Annotated in this window: 19 protein-coding genes; 10 read left to right on the forward strand and 9 right to left on the reverse strand. The window is 73.1% G+C overall.

All coding sequences use genetic code 11. From position 1 onward, the window contains the following. Positions 1–2: 2 nt before the first annotated feature. Positions 3–602 (reverse strand): TetR/AcrR family transcriptional regulator, encoded by a 600-nt coding sequence (locus ACZ4LX_RS19985; RefSeq protein WP_467646461.1) that lies wholly within the window; start codon positions 600–602, stop codon positions 3–5. 299 nt (positions 603–901) lie between these two features. Here ACZ4LX_RS19985 and tdh point away from each other — a divergent pair, with 299 nt between their 5' ends. The 3 genes from tdh to ACZ4LX_RS20000 all read left to right on the forward strand — a co-directional run bounded on the left by tdh (position 902) and on the right by ACZ4LX_RS20000 (position 4207). Beyond that, entirely contained in the window at positions 902–1930 is a 1029-nt protein-coding gene (gene tdh, locus ACZ4LX_RS19990; RefSeq protein WP_467646463.1) for an L-threonine 3-dehydrogenase, read from the forward strand. A 63-nt stretch (positions 1931–1993) separates the two neighbouring features. Further along, positions 1994–3187 (forward strand): glycine C-acetyltransferase, encoded by a 1194-nt coding sequence (locus ACZ4LX_RS19995; protein WP_467646466.1) that lies wholly within the window; start codon positions 1994–1996, stop codon positions 3185–3187. A gap of 57 nt (positions 3188–3244) precedes the next feature. After that, positions 3245–4207 (forward strand): LysR family transcriptional regulator, encoded by a 963-nt coding sequence (locus tag ACZ4LX_RS20000; RefSeq protein ID WP_467646472.1) that lies wholly within the window; start codon positions 3245–3247, stop codon positions 4205–4207. A 170-nt stretch (positions 4208–4377) separates the two neighbouring features. Here ACZ4LX_RS20000 and ACZ4LX_RS20005 read toward each other — a convergent pair whose 3' ends face one another. Both ACZ4LX_RS20005 and ACZ4LX_RS20010 read right to left on the reverse strand, forming a co-directional pair. Then, the gene (locus tag ACZ4LX_RS20005) at positions 4378–6984 is read right to left on the reverse strand and encodes an FtsX-like permease family protein (protein WP_467646476.1); all 2607 of its coding nucleotides are present in this window, start codon (positions 6982–6984) and stop codon (positions 4378–4380) included. Further along, entirely contained in the window at positions 6981–7691 is a 711-nt protein-coding gene (locus tag ACZ4LX_RS20010) for an ABC transporter ATP-binding protein (protein ID WP_467646479.1), read from the reverse strand. The genes ACZ4LX_RS20005 and ACZ4LX_RS20010 overlap by 4 nt, the downstream gene beginning before the upstream one ends. Before the next feature lie 169 nt (positions 7692–7860). On the opposite strand from ACZ4LX_RS20010, the gene ACZ4LX_RS20015 reads away from it, so the two are divergent. Together ACZ4LX_RS20015 and ACZ4LX_RS20020 are read left to right on the forward strand one after the other, a co-directional pair. Continuing rightward, a complete protein-coding gene (locus ACZ4LX_RS20015) occupies positions 7861–9090 on the forward strand; it encodes a sensor histidine kinase (RefSeq protein WP_467646482.1) in 1230 nt (409 codons plus the stop codon). Next, positions 9078–9737: a LuxR C-terminal-related transcriptional regulator gene (locus ACZ4LX_RS20020; RefSeq protein ID WP_467646486.1), complete on the forward strand. Its 660-nt coding sequence runs from the start codon at positions 9078–9080 to the stop codon at positions 9735–9737. Before ACZ4LX_RS20015 ends, ACZ4LX_RS20020 begins: the two co-directional genes overlap by 13 nt. A gap of 146 nt (positions 9738–9883) precedes the next feature. On the opposite strand, the gene ACZ4LX_RS20025 is transcribed toward ACZ4LX_RS20020, so the two are convergent. Continuing rightward, positions 9884–10270 carry a VOC family protein gene (locus ACZ4LX_RS20025; RefSeq protein WP_467646492.1) on the reverse strand — a complete coding sequence of 129 codons (387 nt, stop codon included), beginning with the start codon at positions 10268–10270 and terminating at the stop codon, positions 9884–9886. Between the two features lie 120 nt (positions 10271–10390). Between ACZ4LX_RS20025 and ACZ4LX_RS20030 the strand changes: the two genes are divergently transcribed. Together ACZ4LX_RS20030 and ACZ4LX_RS20035 are read left to right on the forward strand one after the other, a co-directional pair. Continuing rightward, positions 10391–11032, forward strand: a complete 642-nt coding sequence (locus ACZ4LX_RS20030; protein ID WP_467646495.1) for a nucleoside/nucleotide kinase family protein — start codon at positions 10391–10393, stop codon at positions 11030–11032. Positions 11033–11099: 67 nt separating this feature from the next. Further along, positions 11100–12230, forward strand: a complete 1131-nt coding sequence (locus ACZ4LX_RS20035) for a M24 family metallopeptidase (RefSeq protein WP_467646498.1) — start codon at positions 11100–11102, stop codon at positions 12228–12230. Positions 12231–12305: 75 nt separating this feature from the next. Here the strand turns inward: ACZ4LX_RS20035 and treZ are convergent, their stop codons facing one another. The 3 genes from treZ to ACZ4LX_RS20050 form a co-directional block, all read right to left on the reverse strand. Beyond that, positions 12306–14066 carry a malto-oligosyltrehalose trehalohydrolase gene (treZ, locus tag ACZ4LX_RS20040; protein WP_467646501.1) on the reverse strand — a complete coding sequence of 587 codons (1761 nt, stop codon included), beginning with the start codon at positions 14064–14066 and terminating at the stop codon, positions 12306–12308. Between the two features lie 318 nt (positions 14067–14384). After that, the gene (locus ACZ4LX_RS20045; RefSeq protein ID WP_467646504.1) at positions 14385–15296 is read right to left on the reverse strand and encodes a GNAT family N-acetyltransferase; all 912 of its coding nucleotides are present in this window, start codon (positions 15294–15296) and stop codon (positions 14385–14387) included. Between the two features lie 235 nt (positions 15297–15531). Beyond that, positions 15532–16488, reverse strand: a complete 957-nt coding sequence (locus ACZ4LX_RS20050; RefSeq protein ID WP_467646507.1) for a GNAT family N-acetyltransferase — start codon at positions 16486–16488, stop codon at positions 15532–15534. 175 nt (positions 16489–16663) lie between these two features. Here ACZ4LX_RS20050 and ACZ4LX_RS20055 point away from each other — a divergent pair, with 175 nt between their 5' ends. The 3 genes from ACZ4LX_RS20055 to ACZ4LX_RS20065 all read left to right on the forward strand — a co-directional run bounded on the left by ACZ4LX_RS20055 (position 16664) and on the right by ACZ4LX_RS20065 (position 19243). Further along, entirely contained in the window at positions 16664–17230 is a 567-nt protein-coding gene (locus ACZ4LX_RS20055) for an FHA domain-containing protein (RefSeq protein WP_467646510.1), read from the forward strand. Between the two features lie 235 nt (positions 17231–17465). Next, entirely contained in the window at positions 17466–18110 is a 645-nt protein-coding gene (locus ACZ4LX_RS20060; RefSeq protein ID WP_467646513.1) for a hypothetical protein, read from the forward strand. 140 nt (positions 18111–18250) lie between these two features. Then, a complete protein-coding gene (locus ACZ4LX_RS20065; protein ID WP_467646517.1) occupies positions 18251–19243 on the forward strand; it encodes a cytochrome P450 in 993 nt (330 codons plus the stop codon). Between the two features lie 177 nt (positions 19244–19420). Here ACZ4LX_RS20065 and treY read toward each other — a convergent pair whose 3' ends face one another. Beyond that, positions 19421–21817 (reverse strand): malto-oligosyltrehalose synthase, encoded by a 2397-nt coding sequence (treY, locus tag ACZ4LX_RS20070; RefSeq protein ID WP_467646520.1) that lies wholly within the window; start codon positions 21815–21817, stop codon positions 19421–19423. Positions 21818–21883: 66 nt separating this feature from the next. Next, positions 21884–24049 (reverse strand): glycogen debranching protein GlgX, encoded by a 2166-nt coding sequence (gene glgX, locus ACZ4LX_RS20075; RefSeq protein ID WP_467646524.1) that lies wholly within the window; start codon positions 24047–24049, stop codon positions 21884–21886. Positions 24050–24082: the final 33 nt, after the last annotated feature.

Raw genomic sequence — 24082 nt, forward strand, 5'->3', positions numbered from 1 at the left:
CCTCAGTGGAGGCCGTGACCTTCGAAGGGCCGCACCGGGCCCACCGTGACGCCGAGCAGTTGCCAGGCCGCCAGCGCCCGGTCCTCACGCCTTGCGCGGGTCGCACCCGTGACGGCTCCGGAGACCATCGAGACGGCGAGCATCAGGCTGCCCGGCGCACCCAGCCGGTGGCCCTTCGGCAGGCACCCGAGCAGGGCACGTTCGACCCGGTCGTGCAGGTCCTGGGCGAACGTGCGGGTGCGCGGCTGCCCGCTTGCCTCGTCGGCGTGCAGGAGGCTGATGAAAGCCGCCGACTGTGTCAGGTGCCAGGTCAGGACGCCCAGGACCCCGGCGAGGGTCGCCTCCTCGCCGGCCGCCTGCTCGATCTCGCCCACGTTCTCCTCCAGAACCGCGGCCGCGATGGCGTCCCGGTCGGGGAAGTGCCGGTACAGCACGGCCTGTCCGACCCCGGCCCTGCGCGCGATCCCGGACAGGGGGGTGTCCAGGCCGTGCGCCGCGTAGATCTCCCGGGCGGCGGATATCAGGGCTGCCCGGTTGCCGGCGGCGGCCTTCGGTCCCCGGTTGGCGGGCCTCCGCTCGTCCGCCGCGGGGTGCTGGGTCATCCGGTCAGGGTAACGGGCGGCGGCCGGGCCCTCGCAGGGCCGCCGCCGAACGGGGGAGGCCCAGCCGCGCCCGTACGGCACGGTGTGAAGCCAAGCTGCGGGCGCGCTTAAGAAATCCTCGATGGACCTGGGGCGCGGGGTGCGGCAGATTTCTCCGTGACGGCGGAGGATGGTGCGCGGCAGCAGGCCGAACGCGCTGCCACGCAGTCCCTCTCATACTTCCCCGGGCCGCAGGCTTCCTCCGGCATGCCCCCGGCCCGGGGACCTCAACGCCGCACCAGGCACAGGGAGCCGCAGCCGTGAAGGCACTCGTGAAGCAGAAGGCCGAGCCGGGACTCTGGCTGATGGACGTGCCCGAGCCGGAGACCGGTCCCTCGGACGTGCTGATCAAGGTGCTCCGTACCGGCATCTGCGGCACCGATCTCCACATCCGCAACTACGACGGCTGGGCCCAGCAGTCGATCAGGACCCCGCTGGTCCTCGGCCACGAGTTCGTCGGCGAGGTCGCCGCGATCGGCTCCGACGTCGTCGACATCGCCGTCGGTGACCTGGTCAGCGGCGAGGGCCACCTGGTGTGCGGCAAGTGCCGCAACTGTCTGGCCGGCCGCCGTCACCTCTGCCGCTCCACGCTGGGACTCGGCGTCGGACGCGACGGGGCCTTCGCCGAGTACGTCGCGCTGCCCGCGTCCAACGTGTGGGTGCACCGGGTCCCCGTCGACCTGGACATCGCCGCGATCTTCGACCCGTTCGGCAATGCCGTGCACACCGCGCTTTCGTTCCCGCTGGTCGGCGAGGACGTCCTGATCACCGGAGCGGGCCCGATCGGCATCATGGCCGCCGCCGTCGCCCAGCACGCCGGTGCCCGCAAGGTCATGATCACCGACGTCAGCGAGGCCCGCCTGGAGCTCGCCCGCAAGGTCGGCGTCAGCCTCGCCCTCAACGTCGGCGAGCACGGCATCGCCGACGGTCAGCGCGAGCTCGGCCTGCGCGAGGGCTTCGACATCGGCCTGGAGATGTCCGGACGCCCCGAGGCGATGCGCGACATGATCGCGAACATGACGCACGGCGGCCGAATCGCGATGCTCGGACTGCCGTCCGAGGAGTTCTCCGTCGACTGGTCCCGGATCGTCACCTCCATGATCACGATCAAGGGCATCTACGGCCGGGAGATGTACGAGACCTGGTACGCCATGTCCGTCCTGCTGGAGGGCGGCCTCGACCTCGCCCCCGTGATCACCGGCCGGTACGGCTACCGCGACTTCGAGGCGGCCTTCGACGACGCGGCGAGCGGACGCGGCGGCAAGGTCATCCTTGACTGGACCGTCTGACCGACCTCGTACCGACCACGTACCGACCTCGTCCCGGCCCGTACACACCAGGAGACACCTTTCATGTTCGACTCCGTACGCGACGACATGCGCACCACCCTCGAAGAGATCGAGGCCGCCGGGCTGCACAAGCCCGAGCGCGTCATCGGCACCCCGCAGTCGGCGACCGTGGCCGTCACCGCCGGTGGCCGTCCCGGTGAGGTGCTGAACTTCTGCGCCAACAACTACCTGGGCCTGGCCGACCACCCCGACGTGATCTCCGCCGCGCACGAGGCGCTGGACCGCTGGGGCTACGGCATGGCGTCCGTCCGCTTCATCTGCGGCACCCAGGAGGTCCACAAGGAGCTGGAGCAGCGGCTCTCCTCCTTCCTCGGCCAGGAGGACACGATCCTCTACTCCTCCTGCTTCGACGCCAACGGCGGAGTCTTCGAGACGGTCCTCGGCCCGGAGGACGCGGTCATCTCCGACGCCCTCAACCACGCCTCGATCATCGACGGCATCCGTCTGTGCAAGGCCAAGCGCTTCCGCTACGCCAACCGCGACATGGCCGACCTGGAGAAGCAGCTCAAGGAGGCGTCCGGGGCCCGGCGCCGCCTGATCGTCACCGACGGCGTCTTCTCCATGGACGGCTACGTCGCACCGCTGCGCGAGATCTGCGACCTCGCCGAGCGCCACGACGCCATGGTCATGGTCGACGACTCGCACGCCGTCGGCTTCGTCGGCCCCGGCGGCCGGGGCACGCCCGAGCTGCACGACGTGATGGACCGCGTCGACATCATCACCGGCACGCTCGGCAAGGCGCTCGGCGGCGCCTCCGGCGGTTACGTGGCGGCCCGCGCCGAGATCGTCGCCCTGCTGCGCCAGCGCTCGCGCCCGTACCTCTTCTCCAATTCGCTCGCCCCGGTCATCGCGGCGGCCTCCCTGAAGGTCATCGACCTCCTGGAGTCCGCCGGAGACCTGCGCGAGCAGCTCAACGCCAACACCGCGCTCTTCCGCACCCGGATGACCGAGGAAGGCTTCGACGTCCTGCCCGGCGACCACGCCATCGCCCCCGTCATGATCGGGGACGCGGCGAAGGCAGGCAGGATGGCGGAACTGCTCCTGGAGCGCGGTGTGTACGTGATCGGGTTCTCGTACCCGGTCGTCCCGCAGGGCGCGGCCCGGATCCGCGTCCAGCTCTCCGCCGCGCACTCCACGGCGGACGTGAACCGTGCCGTGGACGCCTTCGTCGACGCACGGGCAGCGCTGGGGGAGTAGGTCCGTCAGGCCGCGGGGGCGTCCCGGACGCCCCCGCGACCTGGGACAATAGGTCACATGATCGATGCACGACGGCTGCGCATCCTGCGGGCGGTGGCGGACCACCGCACGGTGACCGCCGCGGCCGCCGCGCTCTACCTGACCCCCTCCGCCGTCTCCCAGCAGCTTGCCGCGCTGGAGCAGGAGACCGGCCACCGGCTGGTCGAGCGCGGCGCCCGGGGCGCCCGGCTCACCCCGGCGGGCGACATCCTGCTGACCCACACCAACGCCGTGCTGGCCCAGCTGGAACGGGCCGAGGCCGAGCTCGCCGCGTACGGTTCCGGCGAAGCCGGTACGGTCACGGTCGCAGCCTTCGCCACCGGCATCGGCCTGGTCCTCGCCCCCGCCATCGCCGCGCTCAACCTCACCGCACCCGGCATCAAGGTCCGCGTCCAGGATGCCGAGGGCGACGCGAGCGTCCCCATGGTCCTCGACCGGCAGGTCGATGTGGCCGTCGCGGTCGAGTACCGGGGCGCACCGGGGGAGGACGACCGGCGGCTGACCCGGGTGGCCCTGTACTCGGAGCCGTTCGACGCGGTGCTCCCGGTGGGACACCGGCTGGCCGGCCAGGAGCAGGTGGCCGTCGCCGATCTGGCGAAGGACGCGTGGATCGGGCCCTACCCGGGCAACCCCTGCCACGACGTGGTCGTCCTGGCCTGCGAGTACGCCGGCTTCGCGCCGAACCTCGAACACTCCTCGGACGACTTCCACGCGGTGGTCGCGCTCGCGGGCGCGGGAGCGGGGGTGGCGCTCGTGCCGAGATCCGCGCTGCGCGGGATGGCGCTGACCGGTGTGGTGGTCCGGCAGGTACACGGCAGCGCGCCCACCCGCCGGGTCTTCGCGGCCGTACGCCGGGGCGCGGAGGCGCATCCGCTGATCGCCCCGGTGCTGGAGGCACTGGCGGGGGCGGCGGGCGACGACGTCCTCGGGACGGGCGACGACGTCCTCCGGGCGGGCGACGACGTCCTCCGGGCGGGCTGAGGCCCGGTACCCGCCCCGGTTTCCGGAACCGGCGGGGGCGTCAGCCCGGGAAGTATCCGCGCCCGCCCTCCGGCGCCGCGGGCCCGGGCCGAGGGGCGGTGCCGCGCCCGCCGCCTGGCCGGGAAGGCCCGGAAGCCGCGCCCGCCCTCCGGTGCCGCGCACCCCGGGCGTCAGCCCGCCCCGGAGCCCCGCCCGCCGCCCCGCGTCCCCGGGAACAGCGTGCCCACGGCCGCGGTCACCGCCACGGCCAGTGCCAGCGCCCCGTACTGCGCCGGCGGCAGGTACGGCAGACCGCCCGTAGCCGGGAGCGCGAACGCCACCAGCGGGATCGCCGCGACCAGCGTTCCGATGCCCAGACCGGCCACCGTCACCAGACCCGTCTCCAGCACCCGCATCCGCAGCAGCTGCCCGCGCCCCGTGCCGACCAGCCGCAGCAGGCGGAACTCCGGGCGGCGGCCGACCGAGACCAGGGCCAGTGTGCTGACGACGGCGAGAAGCGCGAATCCGCCGATCACGCCCACCCCGATGACGATCAGGGCATCGTCCCGGTCCGAGGACGACGGGCTGATCCGCACGTCGTCCGCAGTCGCCGGACGGACAGTCAGCCCCTTGTACGGTGCCAGCGCACGCCGTACGGCCGAAGCCGCGTCCCCGTCCCCGTCCCCGTTCCCGTCCGCCGAGCGCACCAGGATGCGCTGATCGCGTGGAGCCGACACATGAGCGGCCAGCGCCTCGCGGGGCAGCATGAACTCACCGAGACCCAGGGACCGTTCGTAGAGCGCCACCACCTTGAGCCGTACCCGCGCCCCGTCCCCCAGGCGCAGTTCCACCCTGTCCCCGATCCCGACGCCCAGATCATCGGCCCGGTCCTTGCCGACGGCGACCGTGCCCCGGCCCCTGAGAGCGGCCGGGTCGCCCGCCGTGATCCGGGCGTCGAGCGTGCCCGGCAGCTGGGCCGCCGTGACGCCCAGCACCGGGAAGCGGTCCAGAGCCGGATCGCCGGCCTCGCGGTGGGCCAGGACGACGGCCGACCGCAGCAGACCCGTCGCGGCGGCCACCCCCGGCGCCTCGCGCACGGCCTCCGCGGCGCCCGCCGGGATGCCCGCCGAGGGGCCCGTCACCACGAGGTCCGCCCGCAGCGCGTCCGTCGCCTGCCGGCCGGCGGCCCGCTCCAGGGTCGTGCCGGCCGTCAGCTGTACGCACACGAACGCCACGACCAGTACGACCGGGGTGAGCGCGGCCCCCAGCCGGCGGTGGTGCGCGGCGGCCGACCGGGCGGCCAGGAATCCGGAGACCCCGCCCGCACGCCGGGCCGGTCCGCCGAGCACCCGCATCGAGATCCGGGCGATCCACGGACCGAGGAGCGCCACTGCGATGATCAGCGACGTCGCCGCACCCGAGGCGGCGAGCGCCGCGGCCTGGCCGCTCTGGGCGGCCGCCGTACCGGCCGAGCCGAGCCCCGCGACCGCCAGCAGCACACCGGCACCCGTGCGCACCCGACCCGGCTCGCCCGGCTCCGGCGCCCGCGCCGCACTCAGGGCGGCCGCAGGCCGCATCCGGGTCACCCCGCGCGCCGCCGCCCACGCCACCGGCCGGGCTGCCAGGGCCACCAGCAGCGCGCCCGAGGCCCCCGCCGCGACCGGCAGCCACACCGGGACGGGCAACGGCAGCGGGTCCGTCGTCAGCAGCGACCGCATCAGCAGCCCGAGCGGCACGGACCCGGCCGCGCCGAGCACCGCGGCGGCGAGCGCGACCCGGCCCGCCTCACGGCCGATGGCGGACCTGAGCTGCCGGGGGGTCGCCCCGACCGCCCGCAGCAGCGCCGACTCGCCGGAACGCTGGTGCACCGCCTGGGAGACGGTGGTCGCGATCACCAGCAGCGCCACCATGACCACCGTCGCGGCGATCGACGCCAGCATCCCCAAGAGATCGCCGCGCCCGCCGAGCGCGTCGACCTGCTCCGCCTCGCCGCGCCCCGCACCCGTCAGTACGCGCGGCCCGCGCTCACCTCCGTCGTGTCCCGCCACGGCCGCGCCCAGCGACGTCCGCAGCGCTTCGGCGGACACACCACGCACGGCCACGACACCGACCGCGTCGACCGTGCCGGGATGCCCGGCCAGCCCGGTGAGCCGTTCCTCGGTGAAGAACACGGCGGGAGCCCCGCCCCGGTGGGCGGTGGCGGCGATCCCGCTGACGGTGTACTGACGGGCCGCGCTGCCCACTTGCAGCGTGACGCGCCCGCCCGGGTCCGCCAGCGCCTCGTCCACGACCACCTCGGACGCGGACCTCGGCGCGCGTCCCGACGTCAGCTCGTACGCGGTGAGCACGGCGGACGGCCAGGAGCGGCCGGCCGCCGGTGCCCCGTCGCCGACCGTCACCGGAACCGAGTCGTCCACGACGGCCCGTGCCACACCGTCCGCCGCCGCCACCCGTGCCACCACGGCACGGTCCAGCCGTACCCGCTCCGGCAGATACGCGGTGACCGTCCGGGGCTCGCTGCCCCACGGCTTCGCCGTGTACGTGACCCGCTGATCGGCCACCACCACCGCGTCGGCCCCGGCGTACCGGTCCACCGGCGGCCGTGCGAGCAGCAGCGAGCCGAGCACCAGGGCGAAGGCGCCGAGCAGCGCGGCCGAGGCCGCCACCGCCGCGAACACCGCGGCCCAGGAACGGCGGTGGGACGTCAGCGAGCGGCGGGCCAGAAACGCCGAGGCCCGTCGGCTCCCGGCCCGCGCGGTCGCGCTCACCGGCTTTCTCCTTGATCCGGTGAGCGTCATCGCAGCCGGCCGCCGTCCATCGTCATGACCGTGTCCGCCCAGCCCGCCGCCACCGGGTCATGGGTGACCATTACGACCGTGCGGCCGTCGAGCCGCACCGCGTCCCGCAGCAGGCCCAGCACCAGCACCGCCGACTCCGGGTCGAGGGAAGCCGTCGGCTCGTCCGCGAAGATCACTTCGGGTTCGGTCACCAACGCCCTGGCCACCGCCACCCGTTGCTGCTCACCGCCCGAAAGGGAAGCCGGTCCGCCGCCGCCACGTCCTGACAGTCCGACCCGGTCCAGCAGGCGCCGCCCGCGGTCCAGTACCCGCTCGTCCCCGGGATCGGCGCCGGCCAGGACCAGGGGCAGCACGACGTTCTCCACGATGCTCAGTGACGCCACCAGGTTCAGCGCGTGCGACTGGAAGACGAAGCCGATCCGGTCCCGGCGCAGCCGGGTCAGCGCGGCCTCGGAGAGCGTGCCGAGATCGGTCCCCGCGATCCGTACCGTGCCCGACGACGGCCGGTCCAGACCGGCGGCGCACTGGAGGAACGTGCTCTTGCCCGACCCCGAAGGGCCGACCACCGCGGTGAAGCTCCCCGCGGGGACGACGCAGCTCACCGCATCGAGGGCGTACGCCTCCCGGCCGCTGCCGCGCCGCCCGTGGCACCGGCTCACCGACTCCAGCTCAAGCGCCGCCGTGCGCACTGCCGTGGTTGTCCCCACCGTGGTCCCCTCGCTTCTTCCGTACTTCCTGACCTGCGTAAACGCTATGAGTGAGGGCGTGCCGGGGCGAGGGTGCGCGCTCCCGGACCAGGGGTGCAGCCAGCACCACCACCGCCCGGGGTGACCACTCCACTCCGGCTGTGGACCGGCCCCCGTAACGTGGTGCGGCATGAGCACCGCCCCCGCCGCGCTGACCGTCGCCGTCCGGCGTTCCTGGCACGCCTCGCGCTACGTCTTCATCGGTATCCCGATCGCGCTCTTCGCGTACCTCGCCACGTTCCTGGTGGTGGCCGCGCTGCTTTTCGCGGTCGTCGTCATCGGGCTGCCGGCGCTGCCCGAGGCGGCCAAGGCGCTGCACCGGTTCGCGGAGTTCGAGCGGCGCAGGGCGGCGGCGTACCTCGGTGTCCCTTTCCGGCCCACGCCGTACCTCCCGCTGGACGGCGGGGAACTCACCGAGCGGGTCAGGCATGTGCTCACCGACCCCCTCGTCCGGCGCGAGGCCCTGTGGCTGCCGTTCCAGGCGCTGGCCGGAAATCTCGTCGGCTACCTTGCGATGGTGCTGTGGCCGGTGGGGCTGCTGGTGGACGGGATCGTGCTGAGCGCCACGCATCTGCTGGACCGCCGGAGCGCCGACGAGTACGGCACACCGCCGCCGGTCCGCCTCGGCCTGCTCCTGCGCTGGCACCCCGTACTCTCGGAGCTGTCCGCGAGCTGGACCCGGTCCCTGCTGACGGCCCCGTACTCGGCCGAACTCGCTGAACGTGTAGCTCAGTTGACGGAGAGCCGGGCTGGTGCGGTCGAGGCGCACGGCGCCGAGCTCCGACGCATCGAACGGGACCTGCACGACGGCGCGCAGGCCCGCATCGTCGCCCTGTCGATGCGCATCGGCCTGGCCAAGCAGATGATGGACCGCGACCCGGCGGCCGCGCGGCAGCGCCTCGACGAGGCCCAGGACGGCGTCGACGCGGCACTCGCGGAGCTGCGGCACGTGGTCCGCGGTATCCACCCGCCGATCCTGACGGACCGCGGACTCGCGGGAGCGGTGAGGGCGCTGGCGGCGGACTCGGCGGTGCCCGTCACGGTGGAGCTCGACGGTGTCGAGGACGGGCGCCGGCTGCCCGCCGCCATCGAGGCCGCCGCCTACTTCGTGGTCGCCGAGGCACTCACCAACATCGGCAAGCACAGCGGCGCGACGGCCGCGCGCGTACGGATGGACCGGGCCGATGCCGCCCTGACCGTGGCCATCGGCGACGATGGACACGGCGGCGCGGACGAACGCGGCGGCAGCGGGCTGGTCGGGATCAGACGACGGATCGCCGCCCTGGACGGCACCACCCGCATCAGCAGCCCCGCCGGGGGGCCGACGGACATCGAAGTGGAGCTGCCGTGCGGATCGTGATCGCCGAGGACAACGCCCTGCTGCGGGAGGGACTGATCCTCCTGCTCACCAGCTCGGGCCACGAGGTGGTGGCGGACGCCGCGGCCGGACCCGAGGTCCTGCCCGCGCTCCTGGAACACCGCCCGGACGCCGCCGTACTCGACGTACGGCTGCCGCCCACGTTCCGCGACGAGGGGCTGCGCGCCGCGATCGCCGCCCGCCGGGAGATGCCCGACCTGCCGATCCTGGTCCTCTCCCAGTACGTCGAGGAGACCTATGCCGCCGAACTGCTCGCCCAGGGCGTGCAGGGGATCGGCTACCTGCTCAAGGACCGGGTGGGCCGGGTCGACCAGTTCCTCCAGGCCCTGGACCGGGTGGCGTCGGGCGGCACGGCGCTCGACCCCGAGGTGGTGAGCCAGTTGCTGACCCGCAAGGCGTCCGCGCAGCCGCTGCTCAGCCTTACGCCGCGCGAGCGGGAGGTCCTGGAACTGATGGCCCAGGGCAAGGCGAACGGCACCATCGCCGCCGAACTGGTCGTCACGGAGCGGGCGGTGAGCAAGCACATCGGGTCGATCTTCGCCAAGCTCGGCCTCGAACCGGACGACGGCTCGGTCCACCGCCGGGTCCTGGCGGTCCTGGCGTATCTGGAGGGCAACGGGGCACGCTGACGGGGCGCACGCGCCAGGGCTGTTCGCCCGGTCGCCCGGCCCGCTCCGCTGCCGCCCGAGCCCGAGCCCGAGCCCGATCCCGATCCCGAGCCCGATCGCGGCGCAGCCAGGCCCGGAGCCCCGGCCGGGGCCGGAACAGGTGCGGACTATGCGGGCTGGAGCAGGTCCCAGCGGTTGCCGTACAGATCCTCGAAGACCGCGACCGATCCGTAGACCTCGTGCCGGGGCTCCTCCAGGAACCGGACCCCGGCCGCCAGCATCCGTGCGTGGTCGCCGGCGAAGTCCTCCGTGTGCAGGAAGAAGCCGACCCGGCCCCCGGTCTGCGCACCGACGCAGGCCCCCTGCGCCCCGTCCTTGGCGCGGGCCAGCAGGAGGCCCGAGCCCTCGGTGCCGCGCGGCCGCACCACCACCCAGCGGGAGCCGTCCCCCCGGTCGGTGTCCTCGACCAGCTCGAAGCCGAGGGCACCGGTGTAGAAGTCGCGGGCCTCGTCGTAGTCGTGGACGACCAGGGTGACCAGAGCGATGTGGGACATGGATTCCTCGCTGGACGGAAGGGGAAGGGGAGGGCGCCGGGCCCTGAGGGCTGTTCCGCGGGAGAACCCGGCAAGCGGGCTGTCCCGCGACAGAACCCGGCAAGCGGGACACTATCCGTCATGGACACCAGCGACCTCCCCGCCCTGACGGCCCGCGCCCGCCGCCTCGCCCTGGCCGGGGACCGCCGCGTCCTCGGCATCGCGGGCCCGCCCGGCGCCGGGAAGTCCACCCTGGCGGAGCGGCTCGTCGACACCCTCGGACCGCTCGCCGTCCTCGTCCCGATGGACGGATTCCACCTCGCCCGGGCCGAACTCGAACGGCTCGGCCGGGCTGACCGCAAGGGCGCGCCCGACACCTTCGACGCCGCCGGGTACGCGGCGCTCCTGCGCCGGCTGAGATCGCCCGAACCGGGGACCGTCGTCTACGCCCCGGCCTTCGACCGGTCCCTGGAGGAGCCGGTCGCGGGCTCCGTACCCGTACCGCCGGATGTCCCGCTGGTCGTCACCGAGGGCAACTACCTCCTGTACGAGGACGGGCCCTGGGCGCAGGTGCGCGGGCTGCTGGACGAGGCGTGGTTCCTGGAGCTCGATGACGCGGTACGTGTCCGCAGGCTCGTCGAGCGGCATGTGCGCTTCGGCAAGGCGCGGGCGTACGCGGAACGCTGGGTGGCCGGTTCCGACGAGGTCAACGCGCGGCTCGTCGCCCCGGGCCGCGCCCGCGCCGATCTCGTCGTACGGCCGGTGACCGGCGCGCTGGTCTGACCGCTCGCGGCCGGACGCCGGGACAGGCAGGATGCGGAGAGCCGTCACGCGCCGCCAGGAGGTCCGCATGTCCAGCCCGAACCAGCCCGCGCCGTTCACCGCCGACGACTACCGGGCCCGGATGACCAGGGCCGCCGAGAGCGCCGCAGCCGCCGGGCTCGCGGGGGTGTTGGTCGCGCCCGGACCCGATCTGGTCCACCTGACGGGCTATCGGCCCACCGCGATCACCGAGCGCCTCACCGTCCTCGTCCTCGCCGCGGGCCGGGACCCGGTCCTCGTCGTACCGACACTGGAGGCCCCCGACGCGGAGAAGGCCGTCGGCGCACCCGCGCTGACCCTGCGCGACTGGACCGACGGCAAGGACCCCTACGCCGTCACCGCGCCGTTGCTCGATGCCCAGGGCCGCTTCGGGATCAGCGACAACGCCTGGGCCATGCATCTGCTCGGCCTCCAGCGGCTGCTGCCCGGGACGTCCTACGCCTCCCTCAGCGAGGCGCTGCCCATGCTGCGCGCCGTCAAGGACACCCATGAGCTGGACCGGCTCGCCGCTGCGGGGGCCGCCGCCGACCTCACGTACGAGGAGATCCTGAAGGTCCGGTTCTCCGGCCGCAAGGAGACCGACGTGGCCGCCGACCTGGCCCGGCTGCTCACCGAATCCGGGCATTCCCAGGTCGACTTCACCGTGGTCGGCTCCGGACCGAACGGCGCGAACCCGCACCATGAGGCCGGCGACCGCACCATCGAGCGGGGCGACATGGTCGTGCTCGACTTCGGAGGCCTCAAGCACGGCTACGGCTCCGACACCTCCCGCACGGTCCATGTCGGCGAGCCCACCCCCGAGGAACAGCGGGTCCACGACATCGTTCGGGAGGCGCAGGCGGCGGGCTGCGCCGCGGTGCGGCCCGGTGCCGCCTGCCAGGACATCGACCGGGCGGCCCGCGCCGTCATCACCGAGTTCGGCTACGGGGAACGCTTCATCCACCGCACCGGCCACGGCATCGGCGTCACCACCCATGAACCTCCGTACATGATCGAGGGCGAGGAGCAGCCACTCGTGCCCGGCATGTGCTTCTCCGTGGAGCCCGGCATCTATCTGCCCGGCCGGTTCGGCGTGCGGATCGAGGACATCGTGACGGTGACCGAGGACGGCGGCCGGCGCCTCAACGCCACCGCGCGCGAACTGGCGATCGTCGAGTAGCGGCCCCGCTCCCGCTTCCACGCTCTCAGCCCGGGCAGGCCCCGCCCCCGGCCCAGTCTCCCGCCCCGCCCCCGGTCAGTCGTCGGCCAGCACCACGCACGACTCCGGCGGCAGATGCAGCACCCCGTCCGTGCCGGGCGCGTCGACGGGCAGCCAGGCGGCCAGCACCCGGCCTCCGCCGCCGCGGTGCCGGCCGCCACCCAGCGGGATCGTGGCCGGCTTCTCAGCGAGGTTGACCGCGATCCGCAGATCGCCGCGGCGGAGCGCCAGCCAGCGCGCCTCGTCGTCGTACGCCGTCCGCACCGTCGCCAGGTCCGGGTCGCAGAGGTCGGGCATGGCATGGCGCAGGGCGATCAGTTCGCGGTACCAGGCGTGCAGACGGGCATGCGGTTCACGCTCGGGCTCGCTCCAGTCCAGACAGGAACGGTCGCGGGTCGCCGGGTCCTGCGGGTCGGGGATCTCCTCCTCGGCCCAGCCGTGGGCGCCGAACTCCCTTCTTCTGCCGGTGCGTACGGCCTCGGCGAGCTCCGGATCGGGGTGGTCCGTGAAGAACTGCCAGGGCGTACGGGCGCCCCACTCCTCGCCCATGAACAGCATCGGGGTGAAGGGGCCGGTCAGCACGAGCGCTGCCGCGCAGGCCAGCAGTCCGGGGGAGAGGGAAGCGGCGAGCCGGTCGCCGAGCGCCCGGTTGCCGATCTGGTCGTGGGTCTGGGCGTAGCCGACGAAACGGTGGGCGGCGCTGCGGGTGACATCGACGGGGCGGCCGTGCGTACGGCCGCGGAAGCTGGAGTACGTACCGTCGTGGAAGAAGGCGCTCGTCATGGTCTTGGCGAGCCCGGCCAGCGGGGCGGCCGCGAAGTCCGCGTAGTAGCCCTGGGCCTCGCCGGTCAGCGCGGTGTGCAGACAGTGGTGGAAGTCGTCGTTCCACTGGGCGTGCAGACCGATGCCGCCGGACTCGCGCGGGGCCGTCGTGCGCGGGTCGCAGAGGTCGGACTCCGCGATGAGGGAGAGGGGGCGGCCGAGCCCGGCCGAGAGCGCGTCGGTGGCGGTGGACAGCTCCTCCAGGAAGGTGAGCGCCCGGGTGTCGGCCAGCGCGTGTACGGCGTCGAGCCGCAGCCCGTCCAGCCGGTAGTCCCGCAGCCAGGCGAGCGCGCTGCCCAGCAGGAAGGCCCGCACCTCGTCGGAGCCCGGCGCGTCCAGATTGACCGCCGCGCCCCACGGCGTGTGGTGCGTCTCGGTGAAGTACGGGCCGAAGGCGGGGAGATGGTTGCCGGAGGGGCCCAGGTGGTTGTGGACCACGTCCAGAACGACCGCGAGCCCGAGCCCGTGCGCCGTGTCGACAAAGCGCTTCAGCCCCTCGGGGCCGCCGTAGGGTTCGTGCACGGCCCACAGCGACACCCCCTCGTACCCCCACCCGTGGACACCGGGGAACGGGCAGACCGGCATCAGCGACACATGGGTGATGCCCAGCCCGACGAGATGCCCGAGCCGGGCCGCCGCCGCGTCGAGGGTGCCCTCGTCGGTGTACGTACCGATGTGCAGCTCGTACAGGACGGCACCCGGCAGCCCACGCCCCGACCATGTGCTGCGCCAGGTGTACGCGTCGTGGTCGACGACGGCGGAGTCCCCGTCCGGCCCGTCCGGCTGGCGGCGCGAGCGGGGGTCGGGGCGCACCGGGCCGCCGTCGAGGGCGAATCCGTAGCGGTCGCCGTCCGCCGCCTCCGCCTCGGCGGTCCACCAGCCGGCCCGGTCCGGATCACGCTCCATGGTCCGCGGCTCACCCGACAGCCGCAGGACGGCCGATTCCGCTTCCGGTGCCCATACCTCGAACAACATGCAGCGCTCCCTCGTCTCCGTGTGCCGGCCCATGGTCGGCAGAGGACGCGATCTTCGACCCCATGGCACAGGATCGAGTCCGTTACTGGCGATTAAGGTCTCGTTCTGATCATTGCCCTGACCAGTTCCGCCCTACGCACTTCCTCCTGCGTCGGTGGAGGCCTGCACTCACGGCTGTGGAGGATCGCCCGGTACGGCGACGTCGGCCGGGAACGGCGCGCGAAACGGGGGCTGACGCGCAACGGCGCGCAGCCCCCGCCCGCCCCCGCTCCCGGGGCATTTCATCGGAATCGTGCCGGGCCCGCCGGGAAGGCCGCCCTACACCAGGTGGATCCGCTCCTGCGTCACCGGGTGCCCGGCCCTCGCGAAGGCGGCCGCCATCGGTACGTTCCCCCGGTCGGTCGCGCCCGCGATGAACTCGGCGCCCCGCTCGGCCAGGAAGTGCGTGCACTCCACGAGCAGGTCGTAGCCGTATCCGTGACCGCGGGCCTCGGGCACGACCCCGATGAAGCCGATGCACGGCCCCGACGGGTTGTGCGCGGGAATGTGGAGACCGGCCGCCTCACCGTCCGGCGTGTACGCCACCTGCCACCACTCCCGAGGCGAGGGGCACCAGTGGAAGAAGTCGAGCTCCTCCTGGGCCGCGGCGTCCAGCCCGCCGGGCCCCTCGATCGCACGCCGGGCGTGCGCGTCGAGCGTGGCGGAGTGGATCCGGCGCAGCAGGCCGAGGATCACCGCGTCGTCGGGCTCCGGACGAAACGTCAGCCTGCCGGGGCGTTCGGGCAGGCCGCAGTCCGGCGTCCACCGGTACTGGTACCGCTCGACGAGCGGCTTCATGCCGGCCGCCGCGGCAGCCGCGATCCGGGCCTCGGCGGCCGCCCGGACCTCGGGGACCTCGCGCCAGTTCGCGGGAAGGCCCAGTTCGTACTCGGTGTGCAGCGGGGAACGGCGCAGCAGCTCCGCGCCCGCTTCGTGCTCGCCATCGGCGAAGTCGAACCAGTTGAGCAGCACGGGCTCGGTGTCGTCGGGGCCTCCCCACCAGGCGGCCCGGGCGACGACGGTGTCGTCGCGCAGGGCGATCCAGGTCCACTCGGGGCGGTACTCCCCGCCGTCGCCCACCGTCGTGTAGCGGTGCCCGAAAGCGGCACGGCCGACAAGTGAGGCGTCCTTCAGGGAGTCGAAGAGAGAGGCGTCGCTCTGCGAGAGCGCGCGAATGACCAGATCGGTCATGGGTGAAAATCCTCCGGAAGCAGGCTGTGCGCTCCCGGTCAGACCGAGTCGGACACCGCCCGGCGGGCGGGACGGGAGCGCGGGAACGAAGTGGTGAGCGGGATGGTGCTGTTGCCCGTACCCATGTGTCTCGCCTCCTTCCTCGACCGGGGCCCGGATGGCCACGCGGACAACCTATCCCCCTCCCGGCGGGCCGTCCAGAGAATTCCGGACGGCCCCGCGCGCGACGGGTCCGTCAGCTGTCCCACACCATGTCGAAGGCGCGCTCGAAGTTGACGTAACCCAGCCGCGCGAAGGACTTCGCCATCGGCACGTTGCCCAGGTCCGTCGCGGCCCGGACGCGCTCCACACCGTCCTGCCCGGCGAGCACCCGGGTGCCCTCGGCGAGGATCTCGTCGATGTAGCCGTGACCGCGCTGTGCGGGCACCACACCGATGTACGCGATGATCGGGTTGTAGCTGTTGCGGGCCGGGATCACGAAGCCGACCGGCTCACCGTCCGCAAGCTCCGCGATGCGCCACCACTCCTGCGGGGTCGAGTAGTTGGCCAGCTCCTCGTCGTAGTGCTTCTCGGCGGCCTCGCGCGCCGACAGCCCCGACGCCAGGTCCTGCTGTCCATGGGCGTCGAGGGTGCCCTCCATCACCGGCGTCATCAGCGCGAGCAGATCCTCGCGCCCGGTGACCGGGCGGAACCGAAGCCGCCCGCTGCCGGCCGGGACCGGGGTGCCCGCGCGCCACTCCAGGCGCAGCCGCTCCACGAGCATCCGGGCGCCGGTGCGTTCCATGACCCGGACGCGTGCCTCGACGACATCACGGGCCACCGGGTCCTCGCGCCAGTCCGGCGGTACGAAGCGTCCGTACTCGGGACGCGGAGCGCCGGCCGGAACGACGGCCGAGGTCGCCGTCTCCAGCAGCCGCAGCCCCACCTCTCCGCGCTCGGGCTCGGGCAGCGTGTCGTCCAGGTCGAAGAAGTCGAGGAGCAGCGGCTCCTTGCCGTCCCTGCTCCACCAGGCGATCCGGGCCAGCACCCGGTCACCGCTGACCGCCACCCACATCCACTCCGGGCGGCGCCGGCCCGATGCGAGGTCGTCCGCGAGTTCGTGGTCGAGGACGTAGGAAAGCCGGCAGAAGAGGTCCAGCTCCTCCGGACCGCTGATCGGACGGATGGTCGGTTCGAGTGGTGCGTCGAGCACAAATCCCCCACGGGTGTACGGGCTCGCCCCGGCGGTCGCCGGGACGGCACGGCGGCCGACACTAGCAACGACCGGTGCGCACGACCTTCGAATATCGAGGAGGCCCGCAGGTCAGGAGGCCGGGATGCGGCGTTCTTCTGGACACTCCGGGGCGGTCGGCACGACAATTGGCTCCGTGACGTCCTCCTTCGAGTCCCACACGTACCCCGCGCGGCTCTCCGACGCCCAGCGCGACCGTGTTCTCGGTGTGCTCAGGGAGGGCGCGGCGCAGGGCAAGCTCTCCCACGACACCTTCATGCGACGCATGGAACTGGCCCTGATCGCCAGCCGTTCCGACCAACTGGAGGCGCTCACCGCCGATCTGGAGAGCAACGGCCGCTGGTCGCGTCAGCTCATCCGGGCCGTCGGCGGGGTCTCCGGCTTTCCCGAGCGAGTACGCAGGGCCTGGCGGGCCGAGCGGCTGCCCAGACTGCTGCTGCCGGCGCCGAGTCCGCACCCCCTCCGCATCGGCCGCGATCCGGGCAACGGACTCCGCCTCAGCCACGAGACGGTGTCCCGGATGCATGCCGAACTCACCGCGCACGGCGGCTGGTGGGTGCTGCGCGACCTCGGCTCGACCAACGGCACCTGCGTCAACGGACAGCGCGTCACGGGGACCGTGCCGGTGCGCGAGGGGGACCAGGTGAGCTTCGGCAGGATGGCCTTCCGGCTCTCCGCACCCCCGCCCAGGCCGCCGGCGTAGGCGGGGGCGTTCGGCCCGACCGCGTACGCCCGGGGACCGGTTGACGCGCTCCCGCGCTCCACGTCGAACCGACCGGCGCCGCCGCCGCGTTCATCGCGCTCCTGGACATGTCCTGGCCACCGGGCCCACGGACCGTGGGTGACCGGACGGGCTCCGGTGCACCCCGCTCTCCGCACCCCCTCGGGCCCGACCACCGGGCCCGCGTGACGGCGGGCCGGTTGTCTATGCTGCCCCGATGACTGCGGTGGATATGGACAAGGCACAGAACCCGGCCGTGGAACGGGGAGGATATTTCCTGTTCACGCTCGCCGCGGTGGTGCTCGGCTGGATCATCGCCGCGGTCAACACGGGTATCTCCTACCTCGCGTTGGGCATGGACGTCATCCCGATCATCACCGGGCTCCTCGGATGTTTCGTCATCGCGATCGTCCTGCGATTCCTCCACTGCGCATGGTGGCTCGCCGTCCTCTCCTTTCTGCCCGCGGTGTTCGTGCTCGTGGGCTCGGTCCAGTACGCGCCCGAGGCGGCGCTCGGCGACCGGGGTGTGCGCGAGACCGTCCGCATCACCGCAGACAGCGCCGCCGCGAGCGGCGGATCGAATCACCGCTTCACCCTTGAGGGCAGGCAGGGCGAACTCGACGAGACCCTCGACTACGACGGGGACTTCCCGGACTGGGAGGTCGGCGACCGGATCGAGGTCATCCGCGATCCGAAGGGTGTCGTCCCCCTGGAGGCCGCATCCGACGTCGATTCGAGCGGTCAGCTCGGCATGCTCGTCATGGGCGTCGTCGGGTGGACGTGCATCACCCTCCTGGCCGGCCGGCGCGGATTCGTACGGCGCCGCGCGGGCCGGCGCCCGGCGTTCGAGGCCACCGGCTGAGCGGCGTCCGACCCGGGTGGCATGCCGGCGGGCGACGCATCACCCGGACGGCCGCACGTGGACTGCGGCGGGCCCGTTCAGGTGATCCCCTGACAGGGACCGCGCCTCACCACGGCGCACCGAGCCCCGGGGGGTACGCCATGCAGGCAGACGCGCCCGGAAACATACCGGCCCCGACGTCCTCGCCCGAACGCCGCACCGTCCGGCGCCCGTCCACGCGGCCCCGCCGCGCGACCCGCACCGACGGCCCCAGCCTCCTCGCGCCCGGCGCGGCCCACGACCCGTACCGGCTCTACCGGCTGCTCCGGGAGGAGCACCCGCTCAGCTACGACGCGCCGCTGGGCGCCTGGCTCGTCAGCCGGTACGACGACGTGGCCACCGCCCTCACCGACCCCGGATTCGCGGGCTTCCCCCACGACGGGGCACCCCGGGGCGGCCCCGCCCCGCTCGGGCTCTGCCACGGCAACCCCCGCTGTCTGCCCTGCGACCCGTACGCGGTGGTGCCCGGCTCCGTACCCGCGCATCTCGCTGAGCGCGTCGAGCGGACCGCCTATGTGCTGGCCCGGCGCATCGCCGGACGCCCGCAGGCCGATCTCGTCGAGGAGTTCTGCCGCTGGCTGCCCGCCGGAGCGGGCCCCGGCACCACCCCGTGCACCCGGCACACCGGACTGCGGGAGACCGCCCTCGCCTCGCTCCTCGCCAATCTGCTGGACCACCCCGACCTGCTGGCCGCCCTGCGCATCGAACCCGCGCTCACCGGCCGGGCCTGGACCGAGACGCTGCGCCGCGACCCGCCCGTCCAGATCGTGCTGCGCCGCACGGTCGCCGAGGTCACTCTCAGCGGCGGCACCCTGCCCGCCCGCGCGCCCGTCGCCTGCCTGATCGGCTCGGCGGGCCGTGACCCGGAACGGTTCGCCGCACCCGACGTCTTCGACCCCTTCCGGCGCGACCAGGACCGGGACACGCCCGGCCCGGAGGGCTGCCCCGCCGTGCCGCTCGGCCGGCTGGAGGCCGAGCAGGGACTGCGCGCCCTGCTCGACGCGATGCCCACCCTGCGCTGGGCGGAAGGATTCCGCCCAGCCGCCACCGGCCTGCTCACCCGGGGCCCGCGGGTCCTTCTCGTCCGGCCCTAGGTGTTCTGTCTCGGGAGGTTGTGGACAGTGACTGGGTTCACGGCTGCTTGATCTTGAAATGGGTGAGGGCCTTCTGGCCTGGTGTGGATTGCGACATCTGCACCGCCCAGCATGCTCCGGCCGAAGAGGTGGCCGATGGCGGTGGCTCGTGCGGGCAGTCCATGGGAGCGGCCGCTCCTACGGCAGATCCTCAAGGGCTGCCGGCCGACCGCTCCTGCTGAGCAGCGCGACCGGTCGCGCGGCGAACAGCTCCGCCACCGGCACCGTGCCGCCCGAGAACTTCCGGCCCGGTGTCAGCAGATCACGCCACACCCCGTCGCCGGGAAGCTCCAGCTCCGTCCGGCGCCAGCCGCCCGACTCCTCCAGCCGCGACGACAGCCGGGTCACCGCCGTGACCACCTCGCCCGAGCGGCAGAAGGCCAGGCAGTGCGCCGCCGCCGGGCCGGAGGCGGGCAGCGGGGTGTACGTGCCCGACTCGCCGAACACCTCGGGCCGCTCCCGGCGCAGCCGCAGCGCCGTCTCCGTGAGCGCGCCCTTCTCGTCCGGGGGCGCCCCGTCGGACGGCTGCCGGAACGGCCGGCGGTTGTCCGGGTCGACCAGCGCCAGGTACTCCCGCTCCGTGCCCTGGTAGAGATCCGGCACCCCCGGCATCGTCAGATGCACCAGCGCCGCGCCCAGGACCTGGGCCCGCACATGCGGGGCGAGCGTCCCCGCGAAGGACTCCAGGAGCGCGCGCACCGGACCGGTGGCGACGGCCGGACCGGCGGCCACGAAGTCCGTCACCACCCGCTCGTACACCGGATCGGGTTCGGTCCAGCTCGTGAAAAGACCTGACTCGCGCACCGCCTTCAGCAGCGCGGGCTCCAGCCGTCCGGCCCGTTCCCCCGGCGGGAGACCCATACAGCCGAGGGCCGTCTGCCACGCCTGCCAGGCGAGCTGCGGATCGGGGGCCGGGGGCGCCGTCCGCGTCAGCTCGGCGACCAGTTCGCTCCACGGCCCGGGGCACTGCGAAAGCACCGAGATGCCGGCCCGCACGTCCGCGCTGCGCTTGGTGTCATGCGTCGTCAGCACGGTCCCGGTGGCGGGCCAGTCACGGGCGAGACGTGTGCAGAAGGCGTGGAACTCCTCGGGCGACACCGCCGGCTGCCCCGGATCACCGCCCACCTCGTTCGCCGAGATCAGCGGCACGTACCGGTAGTACGCCGTGTCCTCGACCGCCTTGGCCCGCAGCGCGGACGCGGTCTGCGCGAACCGGGCACAGAACGCCTCCCGGTCGGCGCCCCCGCCCAGCCGCCCCAGAGCCAGCTCCCGCACCACGTCGACGGCCGAGGCCTCCTCCCGTACCGCGAACCCGGCCTTCGCGTCGCTCACCGCCACCGCGTCGAGCGTCGCCTCGGCCGTCTCGGTGCAGGGGCCGCCCGCCGTCACGTACGGGCGGTAGACCGGGACCCGGACCAGCAGTTCGCGCACAGCCGTGCGCAGGGCCCAGGGGGCGTGGTCGCGCAGCACGGGGTCCTCCGCGCAGACGCGCGACGCCAGCCGGGTCAGCAGCTCGGTCTCGGCGGCCAGTTCATGGGTCACCACCCGGTACGCCGCCCGGCGCACGGTCGCCGCCCAGTAGCCGCCCCGGTCGCCGGCCGGGGCGGCGTACTCCCGGAAGCCGTCGAGCAGCCCGGCCGCTCCCACCGGGTCGACGAAGAGCCCGTCGATCCGGTGCAGCGCGTCGTACCCCGTCGTCCCGGCGACGGCCCAGCCCGCCGGCAGCGGCTCGGCCCCGGTGAGGATCTTCTCCACCACCGTCCACACCCCGCCGCTCGCCACGGACAGCCGCTCCAGATAACCGGCAGGGTCGGCGAGCCCGTCCGGGTGGTCGATCCGCAGGCCGTCCACGACCCCGTCCCGCACCAGCTCCAGGATCTTGGCGTGGGAGGCGGCGAAGACCTCGGGGTCCTCCACTCGCACCCCGATCAGCTCCGAGATGGTGAAGAACCGCCGGTAGTTCAGCTCGGTGCGGGCCAGCCGCCACCAGCCGAGGCGGTAGTGCTGGGCGTCCAGCAGTTCGGGCAGATCGAGGTGGGCGGTACCGGACCGCAGCGGGAACTCCTGCTCGCCGTAGCGCAGCACGTCCCCGTCCACCCTCAGCCGGTCCATCTCCGCGCCGAGCCGTCCGGCGAGGACGGGCAGCAGGATCCGGCCGTCGCCCGCCGACCGGTCGACGTCGAACCAGCGGGCGTAGGGGGAGCCGGGCCCCTCGCGCAGGACCTCGCGCAGTGCGTGGTTGTGCCGGGGGTCGGCGGCCATGTGGTTCGGCACGATGTCCAGGACCAGGCCCAGCCCGTGCGCGCGGGCGGTGCGGGCCAGCCGCCGCAGTCCCTCCTCGCCCCCCAGCTCGGCGCGTACCCGGCTGTGGTCGACGACGTCGTAGCCGTGCCGTGAGCCGGGCACGGCTTCGAGTACCGGGGACAGATGCAGATGGGAGACGCCGAGCGAGGCGAGATACGGCACGGCGTCCTCGGCGGCCGAGAACGGGAACTCCGGCTGGAGCTGGAGCCGGTACGTGGCGGAAGGCGTCATGGCAACGTTCGTACCCAGATACGGGGCGTCTGTGTCACCCGTGCACGGACGAGTGCCCGGTCGGTCTCATGCCGGCCGCTGGAGCACCACCATGCTCCGCCCCACCAGGGTCACCCGTTCGCCCGCCGCCACCTTCGGGCCCGCGCCCGTCAGCACCCCGTCGGGGCGGGCGGTGTCGACGACCGCCAGCCACTGCCGTCCGTGGTTGACCGGAACGGCGAATTCCAGCGTTTCGGCGCTCGCGTTGAACATCAGCAGGAACGAGTCGTCGGAGATCCGCTCCCCGCGCGGGCCGGGTTCCGAGATGGCGTGCCCGTTCAGGAAGACCGTCAGCGCCTTGGCGTGTGCGGCCTGCCAGTCCCGCTGGGTCATCTCCGCACCCTCGGGCGTGAACCAGGCGATGTCCGAGAGCTCGTCGTGCGTGCCCTCCACGGGGCGGCCGTGGAAGAACCGCCGGCGCCGGAAGACGGGATGGTCGCGGCGCAGCCAGACCATCGCCCGGGTGAACTCCAGCAGACTGCTGCCGAGCCCGTCGCCGTCCCGCGCCCCGGCCTCCTCGCCCTCGTCCTCCGTCGCACCGGCGGGATCCGGCCAGTGCACCCAGGACAGCTCGCTGTCCTGGCAGTAGCCGTTGTTGTTGCCCCGCTGCGTACGTCCGAACTCGTCGCCGTGGCTCAGCATCGGCACGCCCTGCGACAGCATGAGCGTGGCGATGAAGTTGCGCATCTGACGCTCGCGCAGCTCCAGCACCTCGGGCCGGTCGGTCTCGCCCTCGACCCCGCAGTTCCAGGACCGGTTGTGGCTCTCGCCGTCCCGGTTGCCCTCGCCGTTGGCCTCGTTGTGCTTGTCGTTGTACGAGACCAGGTCGTGCAGGGTGAACCCGTCGTGGCAGGTGGCGAAGTTGATCGAGGCGAGCGGCCGCCGTCCGTCGTCCTGGTACAGGTCGGAGGAGCCCGTCAGCCGGCCGGCGAACTCGGCCAGGGTCCGGGGCTCGCCGCGCCACAGGTCCCGCACCGTGTCGCGGTACTTCCCGTTCCACTCGGTCCACAGGGGCGGGAAGTTTCCCACCTGATAGCCGCCCTCGCCCACGTCCCACGGCTCGGCGATCAGCTTCACCTGACTGACCACCGGGTCCTGCTGGACCAGGTCGAAGAACGACGACAGCCGGTCCACCTCGTGGAACTGCCGGGCCAGGGTGGCCGCCAGATCGAAGCGGAATCCGTCCACATGCATCTCGGTCACCCAGTAGCGCAGCGAGTCCATGATCAGCTGGAGCACGTGCGGGGAGCGCATCAGCAGGGAGTTCCCGGTGCCCGTGGTGTCCATGTAGTAGCGCTGGTCGTCGGCGAGCCGGTAGTACGAGGCGTTGTCCAGCCCCCGGAAGGAGAGCGTGGGGCCCAGGTGGTTGCCCTCCGCCGTGTGGTTGTAGACCACGTCGAGGATCACCTCGATGCCGGCCTGGTGCAGGGCGCGTACCGCCTGCTTGAACTCCAGCACCTGCTCGCCCCGGTCGCCCCAGGAGGCGTAGGCGTTGTGCGGGGCGAAGAAGCCGATGGTGTTGTAGCCCCAGTAGTTGGCGAGCCCCGCGTCCGCCAGCCGGTGGTCCTGGACGAACTGGTGCACCGGCATCAACTCGATCGCGGTGACGCCGAGCTCCGTGAGATGCGCGATGACCTCCGGATGGGCCAGTCCCGCGTACGTTCCGCGCAACTCCTTCGGCAGGCCCGGATGGAGCATCGTCAGGCCCTTCACATGGGCCTCGTAGATCACCGTGCGGTGGTAGTCCGTACGGGGCCGCCGGTCGTCGCCCCAGTCGAAGTACGGGTTGACCACGACCGAGGACATCGTGTGCGGAGCCGAGTCGAGGTCGTTGCGGGCGTCGGGCCGGCCGAACGGATAGCCGTACACCGCCTCGCCCCACTGGATCTGCCCGGCGACGGCCCGTGCGTAGGGGTCGAGGAGCAGTTTGGCGGAGTTGCAGCGCGCGCCGCGCTGCGGTTCGTACGGACCGTGTACCCGGAAGCCGTACCGCTGACCCGGCATCACCCCGGGCAGATACGCGTGGCGGACGAAGGCGTCGGTCTCCCTCAGCTCCACCGCGGTCTCGGAACCGTCGTCGTGCAGCAGGCACAGCTCGATTCGGTGGGCGGCCTCCGAGAAGACCGCGAAGTTGGTCCCGGCGCCGTCGTACGTGGCGCCGAGGGGGTACGCCTGTCCCGGCCAGACCTGCATGGATTCGACTCTTCCACTTCTGATGCGGTTGCC

This window comes from Streptomyces sp. NPDC026062 (assembly GCF_055568375.1).